General features: G+C 40.5%; 16 protein-coding genes. All 16 read left to right on the top strand.

Translation table 11 applies throughout. The annotated features are described in order from the left end of the window. Window positions 1–22: 22 nt before the first annotated feature. The 16 genes from CLV81_RS18435 to CLV81_RS18360 all read left to right on the top strand — a co-directional run bounded on the left by CLV81_RS18435 (window position 23) and on the right by CLV81_RS18360 (window position 25688). On the top strand, window positions 23–2524 hold the full coding sequence (locus tag CLV81_RS18435; RefSeq protein WP_106147718.1) for an ABC transporter permease: 2502 nt from the start codon (window positions 23–25) through the stop codon (window positions 2522–2524). A gap of 328 nt (window positions 2525–2852) precedes the next feature. Further along, window positions 2853–4505 carry a solute:sodium symporter family transporter gene (locus CLV81_RS18430; protein ID WP_106147132.1) on the top strand — a complete coding sequence of 551 codons (1653 nt, stop codon included), beginning with the start codon at window positions 2853–2855 and terminating at the stop codon, window positions 4503–4505. A 172-nt stretch (window positions 4506–4677) separates the two neighbouring features. Further along, window positions 4678–7470, top strand: a complete 2793-nt coding sequence (locus CLV81_RS18425; protein WP_106147130.1) for a helix-turn-helix and ligand-binding sensor domain-containing protein — start codon at window positions 4678–4680, stop codon at window positions 7468–7470. 295 nt (window positions 7471–7765) lie between these two features. Further along, on the top strand, window positions 7766–10954 hold the full coding sequence (locus CLV81_RS18420; RefSeq protein ID WP_106147716.1) for a glycoside hydrolase family 2 TIM barrel-domain containing protein: 3189 nt from the start codon (window positions 7766–7768) through the stop codon (window positions 10952–10954). A 12-nt stretch (window positions 10955–10966) separates the two neighbouring features. Further along, a complete protein-coding gene (locus CLV81_RS18415) occupies window positions 10967–12394 on the top strand; it encodes a glycosyl hydrolase family 16 (protein WP_106147128.1) in 1428 nt (475 codons plus the stop codon). 29 nt (window positions 12395–12423) lie between these two features. Continuing rightward, window positions 12424–13272 carry a glycoside hydrolase family 16 protein gene (locus tag CLV81_RS18410; protein ID WP_245912084.1) on the top strand — a complete coding sequence of 283 codons (849 nt, stop codon included), beginning with the start codon at window positions 12424–12426 and terminating at the stop codon, window positions 13270–13272. Window positions 13273–13296: 24 nt separating this feature from the next. Next, a complete protein-coding gene (locus CLV81_RS18405; RefSeq protein ID WP_106147127.1) occupies window positions 13297–15657 on the top strand; it encodes a PKD domain-containing protein in 2361 nt (786 codons plus the stop codon). A gap of 183 nt (window positions 15658–15840) precedes the next feature. Continuing rightward, entirely contained in the window at window positions 15841–17580 is a 1740-nt protein-coding gene (locus CLV81_RS18400) for a glycoside hydrolase family 3 protein (protein WP_106147125.1), read from the top strand. A gap of 45 nt (window positions 17581–17625) precedes the next feature. Next, entirely contained in the window at window positions 17626–18915 is a 1290-nt protein-coding gene (locus tag CLV81_RS18395; RefSeq protein ID WP_106147123.1) for a glycosyl hydrolase family 17 protein, read from the top strand. A 45-nt stretch (window positions 18916–18960) separates the two neighbouring features. Next, a complete protein-coding gene (locus tag CLV81_RS18390) occupies window positions 18961–20460 on the top strand; it encodes a glycoside hydrolase family 30 protein (RefSeq protein ID WP_106147121.1) in 1500 nt (499 codons plus the stop codon). Between the two features lie 11 nt (window positions 20461–20471). Further along, on the top strand, window positions 20472–21902 hold the full coding sequence (locus CLV81_RS18385; RefSeq protein WP_106147119.1) for an MFS transporter: 1431 nt from the start codon (window positions 20472–20474) through the stop codon (window positions 21900–21902). A 42-nt stretch (window positions 21903–21944) separates the two neighbouring features. After that, a complete protein-coding gene (locus CLV81_RS18380; RefSeq protein WP_106147118.1) occupies window positions 21945–22580 on the top strand; it encodes a hypothetical protein in 636 nt (211 codons plus the stop codon). Window positions 22581–22685: 105 nt separating this feature from the next. Beyond that, the gene (locus CLV81_RS18375; RefSeq protein ID WP_106147116.1) at window positions 22686–23573 is read left to right on the top strand and encodes a glycoside hydrolase family 17 protein; all 888 of its coding nucleotides are present in this window, start codon (window positions 22686–22688) and stop codon (window positions 23571–23573) included. Between the two features lie 128 nt (window positions 23574–23701). Continuing rightward, the gene (locus CLV81_RS18370) at window positions 23702–24223 is read left to right on the top strand and encodes a 5' nucleotidase, NT5C type (protein ID WP_106147114.1); all 522 of its coding nucleotides are present in this window, start codon (window positions 23702–23704) and stop codon (window positions 24221–24223) included. An 8-nt stretch (window positions 24224–24231) separates the two neighbouring features. Next, on the top strand, window positions 24232–24957 hold the full coding sequence (locus CLV81_RS18365; protein WP_106147112.1) for a carboxylesterase family protein: 726 nt from the start codon (window positions 24232–24234) through the stop codon (window positions 24955–24957). Continuing rightward, window positions 24957–25688 (top strand): M15 family metallopeptidase, encoded by a 732-nt coding sequence (locus CLV81_RS18360; protein ID WP_106147110.1) that lies wholly within the window; start codon window positions 24957–24959, stop codon window positions 25686–25688. Before CLV81_RS18365 ends, CLV81_RS18360 begins: the two co-directional genes overlap by 1 nt.

Genomic DNA, 25688 nt, shown 5'->3' with positions numbered 1-25688 from the left:
TGGTTGGAGGTGGCTTTTGAAGATGGCTTGGCGGGATAGCAAAGCCAGCGGAAGCAGACTGCTGTTGTTTATGGCTTCCATTATATTGGGTATTGCTGCGGTAGTATCTATACAATCCTTTAGCGAGAACCTAGAGGAAAACATAGCGATTCAGTCCAAGGCTTTGATGGGTGCTGACTTTGTTATTGATAGCAATCAAACCCCCAACGAAAAGGTATTGGCAATTATTGACTCTCTTGGGGGAGCTGATGGACGTTCCGTAGGATTTCCTTCAATGGCTGTTTTTCCAAAAAGCGGGGATGCAAAATTGGTAGGAGTTCGTGGGATTGAGGGAGATTACCCATTTTATGGGGAATTGGAAACCTCACCTGAAGCGGCAGCTCAAGAATACCAAGGTACCGGAGGTGCTTTAGTAGATGCCACCTTAATGCTACAATATGGATTGAAGGTAGGGGATTCCATTAAATTGGGAAATTCAGTTTTTCCCATTATGGCCACTTTGATTTCCGCTCCGGGAACCTCAGGGATAGGAGCATCAATAGCTCCACCTGTGATAATTCCTTACAATGCCGTTGAAGCTACAGGGTTGATACAAGTGGGCAGTCGGGTAGGGTACGATTATTATTTTGTAGCCGAACCTGAACAAGATTTGGTGGAGTTGGATAAGCAAGTTGACCCCCAACTCGACGTTGAAAATGCAGATTTGGACACCCATATCAGTACTGCAGAGCAATTGGGCAGAAGCTATGATAATTTTGGGAAATTCCTAAACCTCATTGCTTTCATAGCCCTTTTATTGGGCTGCATAGGTGTAGCCAGTTCGGTACATATCTATATTCAAGAAAAACTACGTTCCGTTGCTATTTTAAAATGTATTGGAGCCACCCGAAGACAGACCTTTTTCATTTTTCTGCTTCAAATTGCAGGTATGGGACTTTTTGGAGGCATACTTGGTGTTTTGGGCGGATTGCTTTTACAGCAATCCTTTCCATTGCTGCTACAAGGTTTCTTACCGTTTGAGGTCCAGATTTCCTTTGTGCCCAATGCGCTTCTATCCGGACTGGTATTAGGTATATTGTTATCCGTGTTGTTTGCCTTAATGCCACTTTTGAATACATGGTTTGTATCACCTTTACAAGTCCTACGTGTCCAGGAGGACGGATCTCAAAAATCACGAAGAGCACAGTTATGGGTGGTATTGGGCATTGTTCTTTTCATTTTTTCTTTCTCTTTTTGGTTATTGGGAAGTATTCAGTTTGCCCTGTATTTTGTCATTGGAATCCTAGTTGTTTTTGCACTTTTAGGTGGAGTTGCTACCATTTTTATGCGAGCAATTAAAAAGTATTTTCCAACGTCATGGGGATTTACTTCCAGACAAAGTCTATTGAATTTATACCGACCCAACAATCAGACGACGGTACTGATTTTGGCCATTGGGGTAGGGACTTTTTTGATAAGCACTCTTTATTTTACCAAGGATATTCTTTTGGCACAGGTTTCCCTTGATGCTACTGAGGATACTCCGAACTTGATTATGATGGATGTCCAAAGCGACGAAAAGCTAGCCGCTGCCAACAGTATAGAGGCCTCGGGGCTTGAAGTATTGAACAATATTCCTATCATCACTATGCGAATGCATGAAATCAAGGACCGTCCTGTTCGTGAACTTATTCTGGATTCCACGGCAACCCAAAATCGATGGGTTTTGTTTCACGAGTTTCGGGTAACATACAGAGACTCGCTGGTTCCATCGGAAAGAACTGTAGCTGGTACCTGGCCGCTTGAACGAAAAGAAAATGGTATTATTCCTATTTCCATCTCAGATAATGTCGCCGAAGACGCTCAGGTTAAAGTGGGTGACACCTTGGTTTTTAATGTACAAGGAGTGTTGATGGAAACTCAAGTGGCCCATCTTCGAGAAGTGGATTGGGCACGAATGCAAATCAATTTCTCCATTCTTTTCCCTTCCGGAGTTTTGGAAAAAGCCCCCCAGTTTCACGTATTGACCACAAAGGCTCCTGATGCGGCCAAATCGGCTTCGCTACAACGTGAGCTTGTCCAAAAGTTTCCTACGGTTTCCATTATCGATTTACGACAAATATTCACAGTAATTGAGGATATTTTGAGTAAGATAGCATGGGTCATCAACTTTATGGCATTCTTTAGCATCCTCACAGGAATAATTGTCTTAATTGGGTCGGTAAGAACCAGTAAATATCAGCGGATAAAGGAAAATGTGCTCTTACGCACTTTAGGTGCCAAAAACAAACAAATCCTTCGGATAACCGTACTTGAATATTTTTATTTAGGTCTTTTAGGTGGAGGTATAGGTATCGTATTGTCCTTATTGGGTAGCTTGCTACTTGCACAATTTGTTTTCGAGGTTAGCTTTGTACCGTCTGCGATTCCGTTTTTAGTGGTTTTGCCAAGTATATTGATTCTGGTGCTATTAATTGGAATGTTGAACAGCAAAAGCGTATTACAAAGCCCTCCCTTGGAAGTGCTACGGAAAGAGGGTGGATAACATCGAAAAATCGTATTCCGAAGCGCAATAAAATCCCGACTTTTTCTAGCCAGTTGTCATATGCATTGGTCTACCAGTTACTAATTCGGTTAGCTCAGTATTCTTTGATATTTTTTTACCCTTTTTTTGATTTAGGAAGTCGGCAAATAATCTCATGACTCAATGTATGGCACACCTGATTTAGCAAAAATTTCAAGGTGAGTATTGGCGCTTAAAACGGTAAAAAAAATACCCTGTGACACAATAACCGCTAAAAAAATGTAACTTATCCACCACTTTTTAGGTATGACATCTTTTAATAATCAACCAAATACTAACTAATACTTTTATGAATAGTCTATCGATTATCTCTTTTGTGGGATTCACATTGCTCGTGGCCATAATCTCCTGGTTTGCTACAAAATCTACAAACGAAAAATCTGCAAAAGGGTATTATCTAGGGGGTAGAACTCTTGGAGCCATAACCATTGCCGGTTCCTTACTGTTAACCAACCTCTCGGCAGAACAGATAGTGGGCCTCAACGGTCAGGCATTTACCGAAGGGATATTAGTAATGGCCTGGGAGACGCTTGCAGCAATCGCTATGGTATTGACTGCTTTAATACTCCTTCCAAAATATATGCGTTCGGGTATTACAACCATACCCCAGTTTATTCAAAATCGTTTTGATAAACAGACCAAAGCCATACTTTCAATTCTATTTCTTTTTGCCTATGGTCTTGTTTTGCTTCCTACCATATTGTACTCAGGGTCATTGGCATTTGCTTCTATGTTCGATTTACCCAGTCTACTGAACTTAAGTCAAAACCAGACCATTTGGTTGTGCGTTTGGAGTATAGGTATTATAGGTTCAATCTATGCAATATTTGGAGGATTGAAGGCGGTTGCCGTTTCTGACCTTATAAATGCAATCGGTTTGCTCATTGGAGGAATTTTGATTCCCTACTTTGGATTGAGGCTCGTTGGAGACGGAGACATTGGAAAAGGATTGATCACAATTTGGGAGAACCACCCAGAAAAATTTGAGTTGAAGGGAGAAGTGGATTCTTCCATACCTTTTGGGACCATATTTACAGGTATGATTTTGGCCCAAATGTATTATTGGGGAACCAATCAATCCATTCTTCAAAGGGTTTTTGGTGCGAAAAGCCTAAAGGAAGGGCAAAAAGGGGTAATGTTAGCAGCATTGGTAAAGTTTCTAATTCCAGCAATAGTTGTTTTACCAGGTGTAATCTCTTGGCATGTCTTTGATGGTGATTTGGCAAACGCAGATTTGGCGTATCCAGAACTGGTACAAAAAGTTCTACCTGCATCACTGTTGGGCTTTTTTGCCGCCGTTTTGTTTGGAGCCGTTTTGAGTTCCTTCAATAGCCTGCTAAATAGTAGCGCGACCCTTTTCGGTTTTGATTTATACAGACAGCTGTTCAAAAAAGACGCTTCGGAATTACAGGCCGTGAAAGCAGGAAAACGTTTTGGTCTTGTACTTGCTTTGGTGGCTGTTTGCATAGCTCCATTTATCGCTTCGGCAGATAGCCTTTTTGCATATATACAAGAAGCTCTGGGCAGTTTAAGTGTTCCTATTTTTGCAGTGGTCGTTGTAGGTATTTATACCAAGAGAGTTCCAGCTTTGGGAGCTAAAATTGTTCTCACAGCGGGTGTTTTGATGTATTTAATAAGTCAATTCGTGATTAGTCCGATAATGATTGAATCTGCACTCGCAGAAGCGGCCGCCAATGGAATTACCGACCCAAAACAATTAAGTATTATAGAGGCTAAAGCGTATCCTCACTTTTTGCACGTTATGGGTATTCTTTTCATTATTAATGTAGGTATCATGCTATTGGTTGGTAAGTTGAAACCTATGGCAGAACCTCAAAAAGAGGTAATTACAGACGAAATAGACATTCAACCTTGGAAGTATGCTTTTCTGGCCGGAGGTGTAATTACTTTACTTGTTCTGGGGACCTACTTTATTTTTTAAAAAAGGTAGTCTAAAGCTCGATTTTATGAACTGAGAAGTATTCTCGGATTTTTAGAGATTTCTGGGTTGAGCAAAAAAATGGTAAGTTTAAGTGTAAAGAAAAGGCTTCTTGGGCATATTATTTTTAGTAATCTATAGCTGTCCTACCTTTTCATAGAATAATTGCTGAATAGTGAAGTACCTTAGGTTTTTGTCCGTTCTTTTTTCATTTGGTCTTTTTGCACAGGAGCTGCCACCTATTCAAAATTATGCGCCAGTTGACTACAATGGAGAAAATCAAAACTGGTCGATTACCCAATCTGAAAACAAACTGGTATACATCGCTAACAACAAAAGTTTGTTGGAATTCAATGGTTCTTCATGGTCAAAATATGCTTCTCCCAATGAAACGGTAATACGCGCCGTTAAAGCCGTTGGAAATAGAGTGTATTCCGGAGCCTATATGGAATTTGGGTTTTGGCAAAAGGATAGTTTTGGAATATTAAAATATACTTCACTTTCCAATAAGATAAAGGATGACTTTTTGCCTGATGAAGAATTTTGGAGTATTTGGGAGATAGAAGACTGGGTAGTCTTTCAGTCTTTGGCTAGAATTTACATTTATAACCTAAAAGACGCTTCCATTTATCATATTGATTCTGAGACCACAGTGCCAAGCCTGTTCAGCGTGGACCAAAACATCTATTTTCAAAAGAAGAACAAAGGAATTTTTAAAATAGAAAGTGGAAAGGGTTCTCTGGTTTTTGATGATAAAACAGTGGTCGAAGATGAAGTTGTAGGAATCTTTCGTCAGGGGAATGAGTTTTTGGTTTTGACTAGGGATCATGGTTTTTTTCAATCTAGGGGTGAAGATTTGGTGAAATGGCAGATTGATGCGAATGAGCTTTTGTCCGAGGTTAGTGTCTATACCAGTCTTCAACTAAGAGATGGTACTTTCGCTTTGGGAACGATATCACACGGACTTATACATTTGAACAGGAACGGGAACCTATTACACCATGTCAGTCAAATTAATGGATTAAGAAACAATACAATCCTTTCTTTGTTTGAAGACGCTAGAAGCAATCTTTGGTTGGGTATGGATAATGGAATAGGGTATATCGACCTGAAATCACCCTTTAGGGTATACCAAGATAAACGTGGGGTAGTGGGTAGCGTATATGCTACTGCAGTTGTAGGGGATGTAATGTATTTGGGAACCAATCAAGGACTGTTTTATAAGAATAAAAATGACCTTTCAGATTTTACGCTCATCGAAGGCACCCAAGGTCAAGTTTGGTCCCTGAATGAAATTGACGATACATTATTTTGTGGACATCATAGAGGAACTTTTCTTATAAATGGAAATAGTGCTAAGAGAATTGCAAACATTCAAGGTACATGGACCGTACGAAATATTGAGGATTACCCAAATAGACTGTTGCAGGGAAATTATGATGGATTATACGTTCTAGAGAAAGATGGAACAGAATGGAGGCTTAAAAACAAGATTCAAGGGTTTGAACACTCTTCAAGATATGTTGAACTTTACGGAGCTGACATATTTGTGAATCATGAGTATAAAGGAGTGTTTAAAATAGAAGCCGACAGTTCGTATTCTGTTGCAAAAGAAGTAGATGTGGACACGGTCCTCAAAGGTTCTAACTCCGGATTGGTCAAATACAAAGATCAACTGCTCTATGCTTCCAAAAATGGTATAGCCAGGTATAATGGTCAACAGAAAGCTTTTATCAAAGACAGTCTCTTGAGTCTGGCCTTTTCTGAGAATGAATATGTATCAGGAAAACTGATTGTTGACAAACGAAATCAATATCTGTGGGTACAAACTGATTCCAACATTGGATATTTTATGGAGGGAAAGTTAGATGGTATCCCGCGACTACAGTCCATTCCTTTAACGGAGAATATGAGGGATGGAATTGTAGGCTATGAGAATATTTCGGTTACCAATGCGGATACCTATCTGTTTGGAAATAACTCCGGGTATTTTACGGTTTCAATCAATGATTTGAAAATCCCCGAATTCAAAGTAGAAATTGATAAAATACAGGCCACAGACATTCAAGGAGGAGAAAGTATTCATGACAAACGGGAAGAGGGGAAATTTGAAGATATTCAGAACAATATTAATCTATCATTCTTTACAACGGAGTATAATAAGTTTTTAAAACCTCAATATCAATACAAATTGGAAGGTTTGTATGAAGAATGGAGCGAGTGGTCGAGCGAACCGAAGGTATTCTTTAAAAACCTGCCTTCCGCTGACTATTCATTCAAAGTAAGATCTCGAGTAGGAAATACAATATCTACCAACATAGCCTCATATTCTTTTATCATTGCTAGGCCTTGGTATTTTTCCAATATCATGTTCTCCCTATATCTTATTGGGGCAATTCTTTTGGGCGTAGCGATTCATAATTTGTACAAAGGATATTACCATAAAAGGCAGAATAAATTAATTGAGGAAAACCAACGCCAAATAGAGCTCGCCAGAGCACAGAATGAGAAGGAGATAGTACAGCTTAAGAATGAGCAGCTCAAAAAAGAGTTTCAGAACAAAAGCAATGAATTGGCTGCCTCCACCATGAGCATCATCAAGAAGAATGAACTTTTATCCAAAGCCAAAGAGCAGCTTGTGGCCAATGTGGAAGAAAAAGAATCCGTAAAACCAATCATCGATATTATAGATAAGAACTTAAACCAAAACGATGATTGGGAGCTATTTAAGGAAGCCTTCAACAATGCTGATAGAAAGTTTTTGAAGAAACTTAAGAAAGTACATCCTAATTTATCTCCCAATGATATACGACTTTGTGCGTACTTAAGACTTAATCTTTCTTCAAAGGAAATAGCTCCTTTATTGAATATTTCTGCACGAAGTGTAGAAATCAAACGATATCGTTTGCGTAAAAAGATGGGGTTGGAACATGATGATAACCTTGTTAATTACATTCTCACCTTATAGCCCCTTCATTTTACCTCAACAATACCTATACAACCCACTTTTTAACAGGAAATACCTTCTTACTATTCCTACCCCTTAAGGCCTTTAATTTCAAGGAATTTTGTCAAATTCATAAAAAAAAATCACTTTTTTTACGATGTATATTTTTTGTAAAGGTGATTTTTATGGCATTGCTATATTTTTAAGATATGTTTAACCTTCTGAAGATTGACTCATTCTGCTATTGAAGGTTTCAAAGTCATATTTGTTCTTGCTAACCACAATCTTCGGAGCTGAACTAAAACTAAACTACACTATGAAAAACAAATTGCTAAGATTACTGCTCTTTCTTTTTGTGACAGGTATCTATTCCCAATCGGATCAGGTATCGGTTGTAAAGAACCAGGAAGGCACTAAGTTGGTTGTCAATGGAAAAGATTTCATGATGAATGGAATGAATTGGGATTACATCCCTATTGGCACCAACACGGTTAACGCTGCCTTTTGGAAAAAACCAGACGATATTATTAAAGCAGGACTTGATACTGAGATGTCTTTGCTTAAAAACATGGGTGTCAATGTAATCAGACAATACACGGGTGTACCTGCCAAGTGGATTCGGTACATCTATGAGAACTACGGTATTTATACCATGTTGAATCATTCTTTTGGACGGTATGGTTTGACTTTAAACGGAGTATGGACACCTGTAACGATTTACGATGATCCAACGACCATGGAATTTTTAATGACCGAAATGGAAGAGTTGGTCAAAGGGTACAAAGATACCCCTGGACTTTTGTTGTATTTGTTGGGTAATGAAAACAATTACGGGTTGTTTTGGGCCGGGGCAGAAACTGAGGACTTTCCAGATGATGAGGGTAGAATTCAATTCATAGGCGAAAGCAGGGGTAGGCCGATGTATAGGCTCATGAATGAAGCAGCTAAAAGAATGAAGGAGTTGGATTCATCCCATCCCGTGGCTATTTGTAATGGGGATGTGCTTTTTATTGACATTGTCGCGGAAGAATGTAAAGATGTAGACATCTATGGTACCAACACATATCGTGGTGCTTCCTTCGGTGACATGTTCCAGGTAGTAAAGGACAAGCTGGACATGCCGGTTATGTTTACCGAGTTTGGAGCAGATGCCTTCAATGCCATCGAAAATAAAGAAGACCAATATTCCCAAGCCTATTATATGGTTGAGAATTGGAAAGAGATCTATGAGAATGCTGCTGGTCTAGGAAAAGTTGGCAATTCTATCGGGGGATTTACTTTTCAATTCAGTGATGGATGGTGGAAGTTTGGATTTGATGATAGAGAAAATGCAGACGTACATGACAACAATGCTTCATGGTCCAATGGAGGTTATGCTAGGGACTTGGCAGCACCGGGAGCAAACAACATGAACGAAGAATGGTTTGGAATTTGTGCCAAAGGTGCAACCAATCCAAGAGGACTCTACGAACTATACCCACGTGCTGCCTATTACGCATTGAAAGAAGCCCATCAATTGAATCCATATGCCGAGGGTGTGAATATGGAATTTGTGAAAAATCATTTTAATAATATCGAATTGATGGATGCGGTTTTGAAGGCTCGTGGGGACAAAGCGGCCTTGCAAGGTGAGCAAAGTAATTTACTTCGTATAAGTAACCTTCAAGCAAAATTCGCAACATTTAGTACTGGTGGAAGCCTTATTACAACACCAGATACACCTGACCCAGATGAACCAAATACCTTCCCAAATCAACTAGGCTTTGACCATTTGCAGTCTTACTTTGTTGGAGTTGAAGGAAATCCTGCTCCCAACATGAGAGCAGAGGTGAATCTCAATGTCGTTGGAAATGTAGCTCAGAATCCAATAAATGAGATTTTTTATGAGAATAACTCGCGCCCTATAGATGTAAGCACGGACCAAGGTGATGTTGTTGTATCGGACGTCAACAGGATTAGGGTGTATCAGGCCGAATTTGAGTGGAATGCAAAAGAATTCGATTTAAGAGGATTCTATAGAACAGGACACTACCACTGGGGATACGAAGGCGACTTTTTCGGATTTTATCCGGAAGCCAACTATGGCCCCAACTTAGATATTTATAATGGTGAAATTTTAGGAGCCGAACTGGATGGAAAAGGACCTCTTAAGGGTTTGAAAGTTGCTATAGGGCCACAATTATGGTGGGGAGCAAATCCAACAATGCTCTTCAAGTACCAAAAACATATTGGAAAGTTTGATGTAACAGGTATTTACCACAGAGATTTTGAAACCAACGTGGTTCTTGATGAAAATGGTCGTCGTGTCCTTGATGCCAATCAATTGCGTAGTGGTGTGATTCCACCATGGCCCACTGAAAGAGCTTCAATTGCAGTTGAACGAGAGTTTGGAAAATTCGGAGTTCATGTTGGAGGGATTTGGGCAGGTAGTCCATTGAATGGCATCTCTTTTCAAGATGTAAGGGGTACACCAGGCAATTATGTAGTTTTCGAAGATAGAATTCAAGCTAGTGACAACTGGGGAGGAAAATTCAAAATCACTTATGAAGGAGGAAAATTCAACTGGTATGGTCAAGCATCGGCTATGGGATTGATTGCCAATGGCGGTGCAGACCAAACCTTGACTTTCACCGGATGGAAATTAAGGGATACGGGAAGTGGTAATGTAACTAGTGTCTTGTCAGGATTGACCTATGCTACCGGTAAATTTCAAATAGCACCGAATTTTATGTGGCAAAAACCTCTGGTTGAGGCCATTCCTCAAGATGTTCAGGGGCCTGGACGTTTACGTAACATCATAGATGATCCTTTTGCGGTACGTTGGAATCGTGAGACTACTGCTGGTGAGATACTGTTAACTTTTGACCCCACACCAGGTACCTGGATGTATGAGTGGGACAATGACCAAGCCGAAGATGCAAAGTTTGCTATGAACCTTGGTTTTGTATATCGACACCTTCCTACTACCATGGATGCACATATTGGTTTCAACGCAGCTCGTGAATTTTTCGCTTTTCCTACTTCTGCGCCAGCGGAAGATTTATGGGAAGTTCATTCAAGAATGGTTTCCAAGATCAATCCAGAACTAGGCCTTATTGGAAATTTCTATTACGGTAACGGACAAGGCAATGGAGATAGTGATAGGTTGATAAGACGATTTGGAGCTGAAATAAGGGGGATTTATAAGAAATACAGACTATCCACTCATGTAAGGGTAAACGATTGGGGGCCATATGATTATCATAGGGATTTTAACTTAACGTTCCCATTACAACTAATGTTGGATCTCTCTACGACTTTGGGTAAACCAGATTGGTTCATTTTACCAGATACCCAAATAGGAATACGTGGTACATGGAGATCTTTAGATCAATTCTCACCAAGATTCTCTCCAAATGCGGTAGCAGATGAATTCGCAACCGAACCCATCATAAGCCCTGTAGGATTTGGTAATGGTAGCGAATGGGAGATTATGACTTATGTACACATCAACATTGGCAAATAAAAAGATTGAGAAATGAAAAATTATAAAAATATCAACATACGTTTTATAGTGCTTTTGAGCTTGGGTATTGCTATTATTTCAAGTTGCGAAAGAGACTTTTCAGATGATGTACAGTTTGCCACGTTTAATAATAACGGGGACATATTCACGGATGCACCTGTAGGGCTTACCGATGAGTTCTTCGATTCTTTTGACCCTGCGGGTCCCAATCCTGCAAATCCAGAAGGTTTTGGCACGGATGATAACGTTGCTTTTATGGGGACATCTTCTATACGGATTGATGTTCCAGCACCGGACGATCCCGACGGTGGCTTTATTGGAGGTATTTTCTTAGATCGTGGTGATGGTAGAGACCTTACCGGATTTGATGCCCTAACTTTTTATATTAAGGGTTCCACAACGGCGACTGTTGGTGAGGTAGGTTTTGGAACCGATTTTGAAGAAAATAAGTTTGCAGTAATTGCCCAAAACATACGTTTGTCCACGGATTGGAGAAAGATTGTTATTCCTATACCGGACCCATCTAAATTGGTACAGGAAAGAGGGATGTTCTTTTTCTCTGCCGGTACGCAAAGTACTGGTGGTTTTGGGTATACTTTTTGGATTGATGAATTACGTTTTGAAAAACTGGGAAATATTGCCCAGCCAAGCCCTGCTATATTTTCAGGACAGGATATTTCAATTCCTGCTGTCAACGGCATAGAGTTTTTGGTTACTGGGCTTACCCAAACATTTAATTTAGCTTCTGGTATCAATCAAACGGTTATAGCAGCTCCCGCATATTTCGATTTTACATCATCTGATAACTCTGTGGCGATAGTTAACGAATCCGGTGAAATTGTTGTGGTTGGAGCAGGTGATACTTCCATTACAGCACAATTGGCAAATGTTGCGGCTTCAGGCTCTTTGAATATTAGTTCCAACGGAGTTTTGCCAACTGCCCCGCTCCCAGCAGAGTCGGCGGCAAATGTGAGTTCTATCTTCAGTAATGAATTTACAAATGCTGTAGAAAGCAACTTAGAACCCACATTTGGTGGGTCTACAACTAGCATTCAGCTTTTTCCAAACAATGGTGATGAGGTATTAGTGTATACCAATAATAACTTTACCGGAATTGTTTTCAATAATACGCTGGATGGTACTAGTCGTACCACTCTTAATATAGATGTTTATCCGTTAGATGAATCCACAGCCGTGGAAGTACAGATTCGGGATGTTGGTGCTAATCAAGTATTGGAAACAAATATTTTTACGGGACTTCCTGATGGGGACGATGTAGACCGAAGATTCTTAATAAATGGATTGACACCTGGACAGTGGACCTCGGTTGAAATTCCTTTGGACGGAGATTTGGTTGCCCAAAGAAACAATCTAGGGGCACTAATCTTGGCCGGTGGACCAAACTTCATATTCGACAACATTTACTTTTTCACGGAATGATGCTGGATTTAAAATCGAAAAAAATGATTATGAAATATATACAGATTAAAACAATACAATCATTAGCGCTAACATGCCTTGTGGCAATTGCAATGAGCGTTATATCGGGTTGTGAGACAGACGAAACTCAGACAGTGGCTACATTTACCAATTTAGTTTTAGACGAAAATTTTGATACCGAAGGAGCGCCAAACGCAGAACTTTGGAGTTTTGACATTGGTACTGGAGTTGACGGCTGGGGAAACCAAGAACTGCAATACTACACCGACCGACCCGAAAATGTGCAAATACAGAATGGTGTATTACTGATTACGGCACGGGAAGAGTCTTTTGAGGGATCTGACTACACTTCTGCCCGGTTGATTACCAAAGATAAATTTGAGCAGCAGTATGGTCGCTTTGAAGCCAGAATCCGATTACCGTTTGGACAGGGAATATGGCCTGCATTTTGGATGTTGGGAGCAGATATTGATGAAAATCCTTGGCCAGGTGCCGGAGAGATTGATATCATGGAATATCGAGGGCAAGAACCCTCAATTCTTGTTGGTAGCATCCATGGACCAGGCTACAATGGAGGAGACGCTATTTCTAAAGAATTTACTTTGGAAAACGATCGTTTTGATACGGGTTTCCACATTTTTGGAATAGAATGGGGTCCTGACTTTATCAACTTTTATGTTGACGATGTGCTCTACAATCAGCTTACCCCTGAAGATGTTGAGGAGGAAACGGATGGTGAAGGTGTGTGGGTGTTCAACAAGCCTTTCTTCATTCTAATGAATCTCGCGGTGGGAGGAACTTTTGTTGGTTCTCCTAATGAAGAGACCCAATTCCCACAAACCATGATTGTTGACTACGTGAGGGTATATGAAAATTAATAAACTAAACTAACTACTATAAAAATGAGACAATTACTTAACAAAGCCGGAATCTTTTCGCTTATCATTTTGGCCATATCCTTTTTGGGATGTGAAGACGATGATGATGCCAATGGACTACCCGAGGTGGTAGCGGCCTTTATACAAACACAAATTGAAAATACTGGAGTTGTATCTTTCACCAATATTTCAGAAAATGCAGATAGCTTTATGTGGGATTTTGGTGATGGCACCACTTCGACTGAGATAAACCCGGTTAAAACCTTTGCGGATGGAGCTTTTACGGTTACCCTGACGGCCTCGAATGCTGCTGGGGCGTCTAGCACCTTTTCTGATGATTTGACCATAGATTTACCGGATCCGCCGCCACCATTTGACAGTGGGTTATTGGCTAATGGTGATTTTGAGGATGGAGCGACCCCTTGGTTCACAAACTTCGGAGACAATATTCCTGAAATTAGGGAAGAAGGAGGAAATAGTTTCTTCTTTGCTAATGTAGAAACGCCAGATCCTATGCAACCCTTTGTAGTTAATTTGAGCCAGGTTGTTGAAATAACTCAGGGAACCAACTATATTTTAACTTTTAACGCTTCTTCAGATAGAGAACGAACCATTTTGGCAGGTATTGGACTAAATGAGGCTCCTTTTTCTAGTTCATCACCTGAGGTGACCTTGACTGCTACTACACAAACCTTTACATTACAGTTGGCAGCAAGTGATTTTGGAAGTGCAAATGGTCGTGTGCTGTTTGATTTGGCAGGTGCGGCAGGTACCGTAGTTCTTGATAACATATCTTTGGTAGAAGGTGGTGATGGAAGTGATTCGGATACTGGAGGCGGTGGAACTGCCACTGAACCTACAGAAGCAGCGACTACACCGACCCAAGACGCTGCAAATGTAATTTCGGTATTTAGTAACGCTTACACAGACGTGGCGGGAACAAATACTAGAGCCTTCGGAAATGATGGTGGGGCCGTGTTCTCAGCGGTTCAGGTAGCTGGTGACGATGTATGGAGGTACGATAATACCGATTTCGTTGGGATACAAAATGATACAGGTTTTGACCTTACCGGCATAACCAATTTCAGTATGGATATTTGGGTGGCGGAAGATGTTTCGTTCAGGGCTGGCCTTATTTCCTTTACCACCCCTACCAGTAGAGAAGACGTAGAGGTAAATTTGACAGGTGGTCAATGGACAACTATTGATGTAGCCATTACAGATTTGGTACAGTCGTTAGGAGCTGAAGGTCCATTGCCTGACGACCCAACCATCAACCAGATTATCTTTGATGTTCTGGGTGTTGATGTAACAGCAAATATATTTGTAGATAACGTATTTTTCTACACAGAGGTTGTAGCTACAGAACCAACGGTGGCAGCTCCAACACCAACCCAAGATGCAGCAAATGTAACTTCGGTATTCAGTAATGCCTACACCGATGCAGCGGGAACAAATACCAGAGCCTTCGGAAATGACGGTGGTGCTGTGTTCTCAGCAGTTCAGGTGGCAGGTGATGACGTGTGGAGGTACAACAACACTGATTTTGTGGGAATACAAAACGATACGGGCTTTGACCTTACTGGTAGAACTAATTTCAGTATGGATATTTGGGTAGCGGAGAATAATTCGTTCAGAGCTGGCCTTATTTCCTTCACTACCCCAACAAGCAGGGAAGACGTAGAAGTGAATTTAACAGGTGGTCAATGGACAACCATTGATGTGGCCATTTCGGATTTAGTGCCTTCGGCAGGTAGTGAAGGGCCATTACCTGATGACCCAACCATTAACCAGATTATCTTTGATGTTCTAGGTGTTGATGTAACAGCAGATATCTTTGTGGATAACGTGTTCTTCTACACTGCAGGTGGCGGAGGAAGTTCTGCTCTAGTTGATGAAACTTTTGATGCTGCAACATCAATAGATTCCTGGATTCGGGCTGGTGATGCAGATACTTTTTCGGCTGAAGCAACATTGACCTTCAATGCTGCCGAAGGAAATCCAGATGGAACTATTGAACTGGCAGGAGCTAACACTGTGACTTCTGCCGGACGGGCCTATATTTTCCAGAACATATTTGGAGGTATTGATTTTAGTGGAGTTACTGATGCTCGACTTACATTTGATGCGAGATTGGGAGCACCTCTAACAGCTGCAGCAATTCAGCTTCAAACTGAAATTGAAGGCCAAGGTACTGTCAATACCAACGATATACAAAATCAAGGCATTAATGAATCCACTTGGACCACAATTACTGTAGATTACACGGGTATATCTGCTGGAACCGGATTTTTCAGGTTCAATGTCAACATTGCTGCTGGTGCGGTGGTTGGAGCAGGAACTACCTTGTATATTGATAATATCCGTTTGGAGCAGACAAACTAATTGATATCTATAGAAGGCCAGTAGGATAAATCAATTTTGCTGGCCTTTTAAAACTGTTAACCACTTTATTTCTATTCTTAGCCATAGCCAAGAAACGTAACTATGACCACATCGTGGGTTAAAATATTAGTTGGACAATTATTCCTTGTCTCGTGTTTCTTTTTGTCTTGCAAAAAACAAAGGATGACTACAGAAAATACAGAATCCATTATAGAGGAAAAGATTGACTCTTTACTTGGTATGATGACCTTGGATGAAAAAATTGGTCAAATGACCCAAGTGCGGCACTTCGATGATATTTCTGAAGAAGATATTGCAGGGAAGTTTATTGGTTCCGTAATTCATACCCAAGGGCCATTACCAGGTAATAATGCTCAGGAATGGCAAGCGAAGTTTAAGCATCTTCAGGAATTGGCGTTATCAACCCGGTTGGGAATTCCCCTTGTTTTCGGAGTAGATGCTGTCCATGGTCAGAATACCTATGAAGGCGCTACCATTTTTCCCCATAACATTGGAATGGGTGCTGCGGGAAACGCTGAGTTGGTGGAAAAAGCAGCCAGAATTACCGCAATTGAAACTCAAGCAACCGGGTTTAATTGGGTTTTTTCCCCTTGTATTGCCATCCCCTACAATGAAAAATGGGGAAGGGTATATGAAGCATTTTCTGAAAGTACAGAATTGACAGAAGAACTGACCAAGGCTTCGATAATGGGGCATCAAGGAAATGATTTAAAAAGCAAGCGTTCTGTAATGGCAACAGCCAAACACTATGTAGGTGATGGCGCAACTGATTTTGGAGTGGAAGGTGGAGAAACTACTTTGGATGCGGAAGAAGTAGAAAAAAGATTGCTGCCGCCATATCGGGTAGCCGTAGAAAATGGTGTAGGTTCTGTTATGGCTTCATTTAACTCATTGAAGGGCATACCCATGCACGCACATAAAACCTTAATCACCCATATTCTTAAAGGCACCATGCAGTTTGACGGCATTGTGGTTTCGGATTGGAAAGGATATTCAAGATTCGGGGAAAACGATGTTATCAATGCCGGTGTAGACATGATTATGGCCGTGGAAGGAGATTTTGATATGTACCAAGAAGGGCTGAAGGGAGGAGTGGAAAGTGGCGAAGTTTCTATGGAAAGGATAGATGATGCTGTTCGCCGTATTCTTAGGCAAAAATTTAGACTGAATGTTTTCGAAAACCCTTTTCCTAATTCAAGTTTAATCCCTGAAATAGGAATCAAAGCACATAGAGATGTTGCAAGACAGGCTGTACGCGAGTCTTTGGTTCTGTTAAAAAACGAAGGAAACATGCTGCCCTTGGATAAGAACCTATCTAGAATTGTGGTTGTTGGTGAACACGCCAATAGTTCAGGACTACAATCAGGCGGTTGGACCATTAATTGGCAAGGCACCAAGGAGAATTATAAAGGAGCTACCACCATTCTAGAGGGCATTCAACAAATGGCTAAAGGTGAGGTTATTTACGATTCAGATGCCAATGGAAACCATTATGATGCCGATGTAGCCATTATTGTCGTAGGTGAAACTCCCTACGCGGAATCATTTGGCGATATAGGTGGAGAAATGGATTTGTATCAAATCACTTTGACGGAAGCACATCAAAAATATATAGAAGCCTATGCTTCAAAAGGTATAAAAACTGTTATTGTACTGGTTTCGGGCCGCCCATTGGTTGTCACCAAACAAATTGAACAGTCAGATGCTTTTGTTGCTGCTTGGCTGTTAGGTTCAGAAGGTCATGGAGTGGGGGAAGTCCTATTTGGAGACTATAATTTTAAAGGAAAACTGCCGCATTCTTGGCCAAAATCTGAAGAGGATTACAATGGAAAATACGGACCCAATTTCTGGGATGATTCCATCACTCCGTTGTTTCCTATCGGATTTGGTCTTAACTACTGATGTCGGAAATAGAAAGAAACAAATACGAAGTAATACAGCAATACTATGAAACCAATCTTAAGACTTTTTACAATTAGCTTCATTTTATTGGTTGCTTCCTGCGGTACTAAAAAGGAAAAAAAAGAAATTGAAGAAACCCAAATAAAAAAAGAAGTGACTGCAAAAGATATTTTAGGTAATCCAGATTATCTCGCCATAAGCTATGGAGGATATAGAGAAGTAAGCCGTGATAGTCAACCGACTGTTGCGGAGATTAAAGATGATATGAAACTGTTGTCTGCCATGGGAATAAAGATTCTTAGAACCTACAACGTGCAGCTACCACATGCTGGAAACGTCCTTAATGCCATCAGGGAACTTAAGACGGAGGACCCCGAGTTTGAAATGTATGTTATGCTTGGGGCATGGATAGACTGCAAAAACGCTTGGACAGATAAGGAACCAGACCATACTATGGAAAGCGAACAGAATGAAGGTGAGATTGCACGAGCGGTAGCCTTGGCCAATACCTATCCTGATATCGTTAAAGTGCTAGCCGTGGGCAATGAGGCTATGATTAATTGGGCGACAAGCTATTACGTTCAACCGGAAGTGATTCTCAAATGGGTAAACCATCTACAATTTCTAAAAATCAATGGGGAATTACCAGAAGACCTATGGATAACAAGCTCAGATGACTATGCTTCATGGGGAGGTGGTGAAGAAAGCTATCACACAGAAGATTTGGAAAAGCTGATTAAAGCAGTGGATTACATATCTATGCATACTTATCCCTATCATAATTCACATTATAATCCAGAGTTTTGGAGAGTCCCAGAATCCGAAGCACATCTTTCAGATATCGAAAAAATAGACTCGGCTATGTTGCGCGCCAGAGGTTTTGCAAAAAATCAGTATAACGCAGTAAAGGAATACATGCTTAGTTTGGGAGTAGATAAACCCATTCACATTGGAGAAACAGGATGGGCCACCACATCGGATGGATTCTATGGTCCAGAAGGCTCGAAAGCAACGGACGAATACAAAGAAGCACTCTACTATCAACATATGAGAGAATGGACCAACACGGAAGGTATATCGTGTTTTTATTTCGAGGCATTCAATGAACGTTGGAAAGATGCTGGTAATCAAAATGGTTCTGAGAATCATTTTGGATTGATTACCATTGATGGTCAGGCAAAATACGCATTGTGGCCCCAAGTGGATTCCGGGGTTTTTGATGGCTTGACAAGGAACGGAAATTCAATTACTAAAACGTATGAAGGCGATAGAGAAGCTTTAATGAAAGACGTACTGGTCCCTCCAATGGCGGAAGAACAATCCGTGGCACACTAGGAAGTGGATTGCCAAAAGAGACACAAAAGATGAAAGTGAAATCAAATGAAAAATTTTAACCATATTTATTTCATGCTGATATTGATCATAACACTAAATGGGTGTGTTGTAGAGCAAAAACTGGAAGTTGAGGTCTATGAAACTTCTGCCACTGGCCATAAACTAGATTCTATCACCGCTTTTGATACAGACGGTGAGACATCACAAATTAGGATACTGCCTGAACAAAAATTTCAGACGATAACAGGTTTTGGAGGTTCTTTTACGGAAGCTTCCGCTCATCTGCTAAATAAAATGGGCAAGGAAAATAGAGAGAAAATAATCAATGCCTATTTTGGGGAGGACGGTGCCATGTATTCCTTGACCCGTACCCACATGAATTCATGTGACTTTTCAGTTAGCAATTACTCTTATGCCCCAGTCGAGGGGGATACGGAGCTGAACAACTTCTCAATAGATGAGGATAGGGACGACATTATACCCTTTATCAAAGAGGCCATGGCGGCTTCGAAAGACGGTTTTAAGATACTGGCTTCGCCATGGACCGCTCCTCCTTGGATGAAAGACAATAAGGATTGGATGGGAGGAAAATTGCTCCCTGAGTATTACGATACTTGGGCGTTGTTCTTTTCAAAATACATCGATGCCTATGCCTTGGAAGGAATTGATATCTGGGGATTCACGGTGGAAAACGAACCATTGGGAAATGATAGTAATTGGGAAAGTATGCATTTTTCACCTGAGGAAATGACAGATTTCGTTCAGCATTATTTAGGACCCAAATTGGAACAAGATGGCCATAATGTTAAGGTTTTGGGCTATGACCAGAATAGGGAGCATTTACAGGAATGGGTTGATGAAATGTTCAGGACAGAAGCTTCTTCAAAATACTTTGATGGTACCGCCATCCATTGGTATGCCAGTACGTTTGAAGTTTTTCCCGAAGCCTTACAGTATGCGCACTCCAAAGCCCCAGATAAGTACCTGATACAATCCGAAGCTTGTGTTGATGCTGATATCCCTAAATGGAAGGACGATAATTGGTATTGGTCCAAAGAAGCCACCGATTGGGGTTGGGATTGGGCTCCTGAAGACCAAAAACATCTTCACCCTAAATACGCTCCAGTAAATAGGTATGCTCGTGATATTATTGGATGCCTGAACAACTGGGTTGATGGATGGATTGATTGGAACATGGTTTTGAACAAGCAAGGCGGCCCCAATTGGTTTGAGAATTGGTGCGTGGCCCCAGTTATTGTGGATGAAGAAAATGATGAGGTGTATTTTACACCCATTTATTATACCATGGCGCATTTTAGCAAGTTTATTCGACCTGGCGCCATAAGGATAGGGTTTGAAAAAACCGATGATGATTTATTGGTCACTACGGCAGAAAATCCTGATGGTTCCATAGCTGTGGTGGTTTTCAATGAAGGTGAGTCCAAAAAACAGTTTGAGCTTGTTTTGGGAGAAGCTACCCAAGGGGTGTCCATCAACCCAAAGGCAATTCAAACCGTAATAATAAAACCAACAGAAACTAACTAAAAGAACTTTTTATGGCAACGGTAAAAACAGCTAAATCAGATAGAGTCCCTTTAGGGCAAAAAGCCGCCTTTGGAGCTGGTCATTTGGTTTTAAACCTATACCCTGGAGCTCTGGGCTTTTTTATGTTTTTCCTATTGACTGCTTTTGGAATGGATCCTTTTTTAGCAGGACTTTTAGGTGGATTACCTCGGTTTTTTGACGCAATAACTGACCCAATAATGGGATTTATTTCGGATAACACAAGTTCAAAATGGGGTAGAAGAAGACCATATATATTGGTAGGCGGAATTCTTAGCGCTATTACCTTTGTTTTGCTTTGGCAGTTGGATGAAAATAATTCATCAGACTATAATTTCTGGTACTTTTTAATTATGTCAATGGTCTTCCTTATCGGGAATACCATGTTTGCCACACCCTTGGTAGGTCTTGGTTATGAGATGACATCCGACTATAACGAGCGAACACGTTTAATGGCATTTTCCCAAACCGTTGGTTTACTAGCTTGGGTTATTGTGCCTTGGTTCTGGGTTATCATCGCAGACCCCGATATTTTTAGCGACCAAGCGCAGGGGGTAAGAACCATGGCAATTTATGTAGGTGTGGCCTGTTTGCTGTTAGGCCTGTTGCCTGCTATTTTTTGCAGAGGTATTGATGCTTCACATATGGCAAACAGAAAAAAATTGACCTTCACTTCAATATTTAGCAACTTAAAGGACTTGTTTGTAAGCATAAAGGAGGCGGTAAAAAACAAACCCTTCATGAAGTTGTGTGGAGCTACATTTCTAGTATTTAACGGATATCAGATTGTGGCCTCTTTTAGCTTCTTTATTTTCGTTTTTTATATATTCAACGGTAGCTATGAAGCCACATCCACCTGGCCAGCATGGTTCAGTTCCATTGGAGCTTTGGTTTCTGCATTTTTGGTAATTCCCATTGTTTCGAAAATGGCTGAAAAATGGGGTAAAAAGAATGCGTTCATTATTTCTACGGCACTCTCCATTATTGGATATGTAATGAAGTGGTGGGCGTTTACCCCTGATAATATTTGGCTATCTTTTATTCCAATTCCCCTTATGTCATTTGGATTAGGAAGTTTATTTACATTGATGATGAGTATGACCGCCGATGTTTGTGATTTGGATGAATTGGTGAACGGAATGCCAAGGAAAGAAGGTACATTTGGAGCCTTGTATTGGTGGGTGGTAAAACTAGGTCAAGGACTAGCTTTGGTTTTAGGAGGTTTGGTACTTAAAGTAATTGGGTTTGATGGCAATGCTGCAACACAAACCGCAGAAACCCTAACACAATTAAGAATAGCGGATATTGTCATTCCTGCTGTGACCGCCGCATTGGCCATTTGGATTATGTGGAAATATAGTTTGTCCGAAGAAAGGGCAAAAGATATTAAAGCGCAATTGGAAGAACGAAGAGGGGTATTATAATAATCTTGAACAGGTTGTAAATCATTTAGAAAAAACAAAAAGATGTCAACAAAAATAATTATCCTATCCATTGGAGTTTTGCTTACGCTTTTGGCATTGCTCGGTAGCATAAAAGGAAGCTCAGGAAAAGGACTTATAGGTTCCAAATTGGGAGTACCCATCGGTATCATTGGTGTTTTGATGATGATATTTGGTAGTTATTCTTCCGATTTAGTTAATTACAACACTCAAATTGAACAAGTCTCCATTGGAAAAAAGTTGAAAATTGAAGGATCGGTGGATGCGGTTAAGGTAGTTTCCCCAATTGATAAGGATTCCGTGGACTGCCGTATTCTAACCATGGGTGTTTATCCTGAATCACATGAGGAAGATATTTGGGTCATCATTAGACCTACTGATGATCGTTATTATCCCCAATCAGACCACACCAATACATCTTATAAAAGAGATGGGGAATGGCAGGTTGTAACTCGCTTTGGCGGAGATAAGGGAGAAGTTTATGATTTAATTATCTATGAGACGGATTCGGAGGCATCGGCGTTTTTTAGTTCCACGATAGAAAAATGGAAAGAAGCAGATGACTATCCTGGGCTACAACTTGAAGAAATGCCGAAAGGCGCCAAAGAAGTGGAACGTATAAAAATCTATACAAGAAAGAACTGTAGAGGTATTTTCTAGGGTTCTTAAGAGAATCCATCAAAATAAAGGAAATCGTATCGATTTCAATAAAATGAAAGAATTATAAACTGAAGTAATTCCCATAATACACTATAAAAGAATACTATGTCTTCATCTAGAAAAGAAAAATATTTGGCTTTGGCCTCTCTCGACTATAATGGAAAGTCGAGCGACGAACTAAAAAGGCTTTGCAAAGAAGTTTTGGAAGGAGGAATGCACGGACTATGTTTTAGTCCTTATGAAGAAGGGCAAAAACCTGGAGAGCAAATAAACGAAGAGCAGATACGGAGAAGGATGGAAATTATAAGGCCTTATACAGATTGGGTCCGTTCCTTTTCATGTACCGAGGGAAATGAATTGATTCCTAAGATTGCCCGTGAATATGGTATTAAAACCATGGTTGGGGCTTGGTTGGGAGATGACCCAAAAATTAATGAACAAGAGGTAACCAATTTAATACAAATGGCGAATGAAGGCTATGTGGATATAGCTGCTGTTGGGAATGAGGTGTTATTGCGAGGTGACCTTACAGAAGATGAACTGTTAGGTTTTATGGGGCGTGTAAAGCAGGCAATACCAGATGTTCCCATGGGATATGTGGACGCCTATTATGAATTTTCCGACCATCCAAGAATAGCTGATGCCTGCGATGTGATTTTGGCGAACTGTTATCCCTTTTGGGAAGGATGCGATTTGGATTACTCCCTATTGTACATGAAAGACATGTATCAACGGGCGCTTAGAGCGGCCAAAGGTAAAAAAGTGATTATATCCGAAACTGGGTGGCCAAGTCAAGGTTCAAGTTTGGAAGGCGCCTATCCTTCTTTGGACAATATGCTTAAATACTTCATGAATACCCAAAAGTGGGCTCAAGAAGACGATATTGAGATTTTCTACTTTTCTTCTTTTGATGAATCATGGAAAGTAGGGGCAGAAGGGGATGTTGGTGCCTATTGGGGACTTTGGGATGCCCAAGAGTCACTTAAATTCTAAAAGACATATTTCAATTCTTGTAGAGAACACGGGGCCCTTCAAAAGAGGTTATTTTATAATTATCTTTTGACAGGGCTCTTTGTCATTATTCACGTTTTTTATTACTTCGTTCTTTAAAAAAATAAGCTATGACATTATTTGTGGATATGGATGAGGTCCTTGCAGATACCTATCAAGCCCATATAGATGTATATAATTCAGAATTCGGAGCGTCTCTTACACGTGAAGAGTGTTATGGAAAGGAAGTATGGCAGTGTGTTCCAGAAGAACATCAACAAAGCGTAAGGCAACATGCGCATACCCGGGGATTTTTCAAAGAGTTGCCGGTTATTGAGAACAGTAGCGAGGTGCTTGAACAACTCAATGAGAAATACAAAGTATATATAGCCTCTGCGGCCATGCAGTTCCCAAATTCACTCGAGGAGAAATCGGATTGGTTGGACAATCATTTTTCATTTATCCCATGGCAAAGACGCATTCTTTGTGGCTACAAGCATATTTTAAAAGGAGACCTATTGATTGATGACAGAAGCTATAATTTGGAAAGATTTAATGGAAAAACCATTCTTTTCACTTCACCACATAATGTTAATACCAAAGGTTTCGACCGTGCCAATACCTGGCTGGAAATCGCAGATAAACTTTTGTAACTTGTGGCATGCCCAAATTAAAACATGTTTTAAAAATAGTTTTAATCACCTGCTATTTAGGTTTGAACGCTTGTCAATCCCAATCTAGATTGATTCGTGGGGAGCTGAACACACTCACAGAAGAAAACCTGAAATACTATTTATACTATCCTGAGGGATATGATTCAAACGAAGAGGATGAATTTGGTCTCTTGCTTTTTTTGCATGGAGGTGGAGAATCCGGCGGTACATTAAGCGATCTACGTGGAAGTGGGCCTCCCAAAATGCTGGTGGAAGGGAAGCAATTTCCTTTTTTGGTTTTGGCTCCACAAAATCCCCACAAAAAGAAATGGTGGAACACTCAAGCATTGATACAACTTTTGGATGATGTTTTGGAAAATAACAGGATTGACCCCAAACGGATTTATTTAAGTGGTTTGAGCAGGGGAGGGAGTGCTGCCTGGAGTATGGCAGTGCAATACCCGAAAAAGTTTGCGGCCATGGCGGTGGTATGTGGTATGACCCCATTACCTTATGCCCATTGGATAGATAAAAATATGCCAATATGGGTTTTTCATGGTAATAAGGATGAGGTAATTCCGGTTTCCGAGTCTGATACTATGGTCAAGAAATTAAAGTCGATGGGCTATAATGTAAAATACACCAGATATGAGGGTGTAGGGCATAACTCTTGGGCTAAAGCCTATACCACCGAGGAATTATATACTTGGTTGGCTGAACAAAAACGAAAGTGATGAAAAAATATCTGGTTTTCTGCCTTATTTTGATAATTACCTCATGCAAACGAAATAATAGTGCTTCAGCTGACGTGAGCCTTCCGGAAAAGGATAGTATCGAAAGTATAGTAAAGGATTCTGTACTGCCAGTGAAAGAGAAGAAGCCTCTAAAGACGTTTACTGGTTTAGCAGATACAACCTTTGTGCGCGTTGCGGACTTTAGCCATGATTTTGAGTACGACTTACGCTATGCCACGGAAAACAATTTCTTGAAATCCAAAGTGTATGACTGTGCTGAGTGCTACACAAGGGTAAAAACGGCTAAAGCCTTGGTTAAGGCCAATGCTGAATTCATGGAAAAGGGATACAAAATCAAGTTTTTTGATTGTTACAGACCCAACTTTGTGCAATTTAAAATGTGGAAAATTGTACCCAATCCCCAATATGTAGCGAATCCCGTTAAAGGTTCCATTCATAATAAAGGAGGCGCAGTTGACATAACCTTAGTAGATTTTGAAGGAAACGAATTGGACATGGGCACTGATTTTGATTTCTTCGGAAAACGTGCCTATCATGATAATATGGATTTGCCTGAAAATATCCTTCAAAACAGAAAGCTATTAAAAGAAACCATGGAAAAATATGGGTTCTGGTCCATCCGTACGGAATGGTGGCATTATAACCTGTCCGGTAGTTCCAAGGATAAAATTGCCAATTTCAAATGGGTTTGTCGGCAAGAATCTGAGTAG

This window comes from Flagellimonas meridianipacifica (assembly GCF_003001695.1).
Classification (GTDB): Bacteria; Bacteroidota; Bacteroidia; order Flavobacteriales; family Flavobacteriaceae; genus Flagellimonas; species Flagellimonas meridianipacifica.
Note: the sequence above shows the minus strand (reverse complement) of the source record. Positions and strands in the feature narration are given on the sequence as shown.

Excerpts from the sequence above, each read along its gene's own strand:
- CLV81_RS18405 (WP_106147127.1), top strand. The coding sequence starts at position 13,297 with ATGAGACAATTACTTAACAAAGCCGGAATCTTTTCGCTTATCATTTTG.
- CLV81_RS18365 (WP_106147112.1), top strand. The coding sequence starts at position 24,232 with ATGCCCAAATTAAAACATGTTTTAAAAATAGTTTTAATCACCTGCTAT.
- CLV81_RS18395 (WP_106147123.1), top strand. The coding sequence starts at position 17,626 with ATGAAACCAATCTTAAGACTTTTTACAATTAGCTTCATTTTATTGGTT.
- CLV81_RS18385 (WP_106147119.1), top strand. The coding sequence starts at position 20,472 with ATGGCAACGGTAAAAACAGCTAAATCAGATAGAGTCCCTTTAGGGCAA.
- CLV81_RS18430 (WP_106147132.1), top strand. The coding sequence starts at position 2,853 with ATGAATAGTCTATCGATTATCTCTTTTGTGGGATTCACATTGCTCGTG.
- CLV81_RS18375 (WP_106147116.1), top strand. The coding sequence starts at position 22,686 with ATGTCTTCATCTAGAAAAGAAAAATATTTGGCTTTGGCCTCTCTCGAC.
- CLV81_RS18380 (WP_106147118.1), top strand. The coding sequence starts at position 21,945 with ATGTCAACAAAAATAATTATCCTATCCATTGGAGTTTTGCTTACGCTT.
- CLV81_RS18400 (WP_106147125.1), top strand. The coding sequence starts at position 15,841 with ATGACTACAGAAAATACAGAATCCATTATAGAGGAAAAGATTGACTCT.
- CLV81_RS18360 (WP_106147110.1), top strand. The coding sequence starts at position 24,957 with ATGAAAAAATATCTGGTTTTCTGCCTTATTTTGATAATTACCTCATGC.
- CLV81_RS18415 (WP_106147128.1), top strand. The coding sequence starts at position 10,967 with ATGAAAAATTATAAAAATATCAACATACGTTTTATAGTGCTTTTGAGC.
- CLV81_RS18390 (WP_106147121.1), top strand. The coding sequence starts at position 18,961 with ATGAAAAATTTTAACCATATTTATTTCATGCTGATATTGATCATAACA.
- CLV81_RS18435 (WP_106147718.1), top strand. The coding sequence starts at position 23 with ATGGCTTGGCGGGATAGCAAAGCCAGCGGAAGCAGACTGCTGTTGTTT.
- CLV81_RS18420 (WP_106147716.1), top strand. The coding sequence starts at position 7,766 with ATGAAAAACAAATTGCTAAGATTACTGCTCTTTCTTTTTGTGACAGGT.
- CLV81_RS18410 (WP_245912084.1), top strand. The coding sequence starts at position 12,424 with ATGAAATATATACAGATTAAAACAATACAATCATTAGCGCTAACATGC.
- CLV81_RS18370 (WP_106147114.1), top strand. The coding sequence starts at position 23,702 with ATGACATTATTTGTGGATATGGATGAGGTCCTTGCAGATACCTATCAA.